This is a genomic window from Acidovorax sp. KNOB132, assembly GCF_057541515.1.
In genome coordinates this window covers 1-4,835 of sequence record NZ_BAAJYT010000261.1, presented here as the reverse complement: position 1 = coordinate 4,835, position 4,835 = coordinate 1, and the positions used below count along the sequence as shown (strand labels likewise).

Annotated in this window: 1 protein-coding gene and 2 pseudogenes; all 3 read left to right on the top strand. The window is 64.6% G+C overall.

Features of this window, described 5'->3' with window-relative positions; translation table 11 throughout:
* Window positions 1–631 (top strand): annotated as a pseudogene (locus tag AC27IO_RS20435) (DNA primase); the annotation flags it as partial.
* 254 nt (window positions 632–885) lie between these two features.
* Window positions 886–3,251 (top strand): annotated as a pseudogene (rpoD, locus tag AC27IO_RS20430) (RNA polymerase sigma factor RpoD).
* Window positions 3,252–3,690: 439 nt separating this feature from the next.
* The coding region (locus AC27IO_RS20425; protein ID WP_498740474.1) for a methyl-accepting chemotaxis protein at window positions 3,691–4,835 on the top strand (1,145 nt) is incomplete at its 3' end.

Sequence of the window (4,835 nt, the reverse complement as noted above, 5' to 3'; positions counted from 1 at the left end):
CGCCTACGCCGACGAACCGCCCTGGGGCGCCTCCGCGCAGGACGCCGGCTGGGCCCCGGCCGGTGAGCCGCCCGGCGGCGGCCAAGGCTATGCCGCCAAACCGTTTCGCAAAAACAACGGCGACTGGAAAGGCAAGGGCCGCTGGAAGAAGGAGGACGAGCGCCCCATCCAGCCGCGCCTGCCCCGCACCCCGGCGGCGAGCCGCACGGACCACGCGGTGCGGCTTCTGCTGTCGCACATGGAGTTCCTGGAAGAACTGGCCCATGAGGACCACGCGGTGCTGTGCGCCCAGGCGGCACCGCACGGGCCCCTGTTCACCTGGCTGGAAGGCCAGTTGCACGAGCATGGCCCGCTGGCCTGGGCCGTGCTGCGCGAGAGCCTGCGCGGGCATGAGTGCGAAGGGCTGGCCGAACGCGTGATGACCGGCTCGCACGCCCAGACCGAGGGCGACGTGCAGGAGCTGCGGGCCGAGCTGCGCGACCTGCTCGACCGCATGCTCATCGAGGAGCTCAAGCGCCAGCAAAACGAGCTCATCCTGCTGGCAGCGCGCGACCCGGCGGCTCTGGCGCAATACCAGGCCCTGGAGCAGCGGCTCAAGGCATTGCGCGGAATTTCGCTCAAGCCGGCTTGAAATTCCCCTGGGCCGCTATAATGTAGGGTTCATCGGCAAGAGCGACAGCAGCACCTCCGGGCCGGGCAACCGTGACACACACGCACGACCGCCCTTCACACCGCAAGGACTGCACACCAAATGTTCGCCCACACATCTTGCCCCTGAGGGTCGCTCCCTCGAACCGCGAAGGCTCCGGCCTTTGCCGTGCCACCCGCGCCGGGATCCATGGCGCTTGCGTTTTCTTTGTGTCCGTTTTTGATCCTGAGGTGTCCATGCCTGCTCAAAAGTCCGCGAAGTCGCCCAAGTCCGCCCCAGACACCGCCGCGAAGGCCGCTTCCAAACCTGCTGCCAAAGCCGCAACGACCGAGCCCAAGAAGGCCCTGGCCGCCGCTGCTCCAGCCGCCAAGAAAGTCCATACCGTGCCCGTGAACAAGTCCTCTGACAAGGCCGAAGCCTCCGAAGAAACCAAGAAGCCCGCCCGCGCCAAGGCCGCCGCGGCCTCCGCCGACGACGAAACGCCCAAGAAGCGCCCCGGCCGCCCGGCCAAGGCCGCCGGTGCCGCCGCAGCCGACAAGACCCCTGCCAAGCGGGGCCGCAAGCCCAAGGCCGGAGCGGACGACGATGCGGTGGGCGACGATGCCGACCTGTCCGACATCGAGGCCGACCTCGAAGGTGAACCCGAAGCCGAAGCCACCCCCACGGCCACGGTCGAGAAGGTCAAGCCCCTTCGCATGAAGATCAGCAAGGCGAAGGAACGCGCCTTGATGAAGGAATTCGGCCTCGACGAGACGGTCCTGTCCGAGGAAGACCTGGCCAAGCGCCGCTCGCGCCTGAAGACGCTGATCACCCTGGGCAAGACGCGCGGCTACCTGACGCAGGTCGAAATCTCCGACCACTTGCCCGACAAGCTGGTCGATGCCGAGACGATGGAAGTCGTGGTCACGATGCTCAACGACATGGGTGTGGCCGTGTACGAGCAGACGCCCGATGCCGAGACCCTGTTCCAGAACAACGTGACGCCCACCGCGGCGACCGTCGAGGAAGCGGAAGAAGAAGCCGAAGCCGCCCTGTCCACCGTGGACAGCGAATTCGGCCGCACCACCGACCCCGTGCGCATGTACATGCGCGAAATGGGCACGGTGGAGCTGCTGACGCGCGAAGGCGAAATCGAAATCGCCAAGCGCATCGAAGGCGGCCTGCAGGCCATGATGGAGGCGATCAGCGCATCGCCCGCCACCATCGCCGAGATCCTGAACATGGGCGAAGAGATCCGCGAGGGCAAGGTCGTCATCTCCACCATCGTGGACGGCTTCTCCAACCCCAATGAAGCCGACGACTACGTGGCCGAAGAAGACTTCGACGAATTCGACGAAGAGGACGACGACGACGGCAAGGGCGGCTCCAAGGCGCTGACCAAGAAGCTGGAAGAACTCAAGCGCGAAGCCCTGTCCCGCTTCGACACCATGCGCGACCTGTTCGAGAAGGTCCACAAGATCTACGACAAGGAAGGCTACGGCACGCCCGCGTACATGAAGGCCCAGCAGGCCCTGTCGGCCGAGCTGATGACCATCCGCTTCACCGCCAAGACCATCGAGAAGCTGTGCGACATGGTGCGCGGCCAGGTGGACGACGTGCGCAAGAAGGAGCGCGAGCTGCGCCGCATCATCGTGGACAAGTGCGGCATGCCGCAGGAAACCTTCATCAAGGAATTCCCGCCCAACCTGCTGAACCTGAAGTGGGTGGAAAAGCAGGCGGCGTCCGGCAAGCCCTGGAGCACCGTGCTGCAGCGCAACATTCCGCCGGTGCAGGAACTGCAGCAGCGCCTGATGGACCTGCAGGCGCGCGTGGTGGTGCCGCTGCCCGAGCTCAAGGACATCAACAAGCGCATGAACGAGGGCGAATCGTCCTCCCGCGATGCCAAGAAGGAAATGATCGAGGCCAACCTGCGCCTTGTGATCTCCATCGCCAAGAAGTACACGAACCGCGGCCTGCAGTTCCTGGACCTGATCCAGGAAGGCAACATCGGCCTGATGAAGGCCGTGGACAAGTTCGAATACCGCCGCGGCTACAAATTCTCGACCTACGCCACGTGGTGGATCCGCCAGGCCATCACGCGCTCGATCGCCGACCAGGCGCGCACCATCCGCATCCCGGTGCACATGATCGAGACGATCAACAAGATGAACCGCATCTCGCGCCAGCATCTGCAGGAGTTCGGCTTCGAGCCGGATGCGTCCATCCTGGCGGCCAAGATGGAGATTCCGGAAGACAAGATCCGCAAGATCATGAAGATCGCCAAGGAACCGATCTCCATGGAAACGCCGATCGCGACGACGACGACAGCCACCTGGGCGACTTCATCGAGGACGGTGCCAACACCGCCCCGATCGACGCCGCCATGCAGGCCGGCCTGCGCGATGTGGTCAAGGACATCCTGGACGGCCTCACGCCGCGCGAAGCCAAGGTGCTGCGCATGCGCTTCGGCATCGAGATGTCCACCGATCACACGCTGGAAGAAGTCGGCAAGCAGTTCGACGTGACGCGCGAGCGCATCCGCCAGATAGAAGCCAAGGCGCTGCGCAAGCTCAAGCACCCCAGCCGCAGCGACAAGCTGCGCAGCTTCATCGACTCGCTGTAATCAGCCTGTCGCCGCCCTCCGGGCAGCGTCCATCGAAAAGCCTGCCCCCGCCTTGCGGGAGCAGGCTTTTTTCATGGCTGGACGTTTTCGCGGAAGCACCCCTTGGCCCGCACGGGAAAGAGCCCCACCACCCTTCGGAAGATGGCTGGACGCCACATGCGGCGCTTGGCGAGACATGCGAAATTGGCACGTGTTGCTTTCCAAAATTTCGCTTTGGATTTGAAAATCTGAAACATAAACTTACGAACGACATTGCACTACCAGCAAGTTTCCACGCAGATGGACAGGGAGGGAGGGTAGAAGCCGAAGCGGCTGACCCATGGGGCGAACCGCACGCCGCAAGAGGAAAGCATTGAAGTGCGCGCCACCTGCAACTCCGCCCCGGCACTTGCGGGTGGCGCATTTTTTTCTGCCCACCAAGAAAGAAAGAGCCACTTCCATGAACCACCGATTCTTCGGAAACCTGCGCATCGGCCCCCGCATCACGCTCGCATTTCTTTCCACGATCGTGTTGCTGCTCCTCGTGGCCGGCATCTCCATGTCGGCCCTGGGCAACGTCAATCAGGCGCTGACGCTGGTGACCAAGGACTATTACGTCAAGGTCCGATTGCTGAACGAGATTTCCGACGAGGTCGATCAGCAGGCCCGCTACGTGCGCAACCTGGTGATCTTCGATGACGCGGCCCAGCGAGAGCAGGAGATCAAGGGCATCGAAGGCAGCCGCGCACTCATCACCGGCATGTACGCCAAGCTCACGCCCACCGTGCAGAGCGACACGGGCAAGCGGCTGCTCGCAGACACGCAGGAGCAGCGGGCCGCCTACGTGAAGGACGTGGACGCGTTCCTCTCGCTGATCCGCGCAGGCCAGCCCGAGGAAGCCAAGGGCCTGCTGGCCAACACGCTGCGGCGCAACCAGCTGGCCTACATGGCAGCCCTCGACAAGATGTCCGATCACCAGCAGCTGCAGATGGACAAGGCCAGCGACGGCGCGGACCGCGAGGTGAAGACGGGCTTTCAGCTCATCATCGCCATCGCGTGCGCGGCGGTGGCCGTGTCGTTCGTGCTGGGCTGGCTCATCACGCGATCCATCACCCGGCCCATCGGGCGCGCGGTGCAGATCGCCGAAACCGTGGCGGCGGGCGACCTGACGTCGCACATCGAGGCGAACAGCAAGGACGAGGTGGGCCAGTTGCTCAACGCGCTGCAGCGCATGAACGCCAGCCTGGTGCAGATCGTGGGCAACGTGCGCACGAGCGCCGACTCCATCGCCACCGGGTCGGTGCAGATCGCCAATGGCAACGCCGACCTGAGCCAGCGCACCGAGGAGCAGGCCAGCAACCTGGAGGAGACCGCGGCGTCGATGGAGGAGCTGACCTCCACCGTGCAGCAGAACGCCGACTCGGCCCGCCGTGCGCACCAGCTGGCCTCCGGCGCCTCGGCCGTGGCCACGCAGGGTGGCTCGGTGGTGGGCAACGTCGTGTCCACCATGCAGGACATCCAGCAGAGTTCAGGCCGCATGGCAGAGATCATCGGGGTGATCGACGGCATCGCCTTCCAGACCAACATCCTGGCGCTGAACGCCGC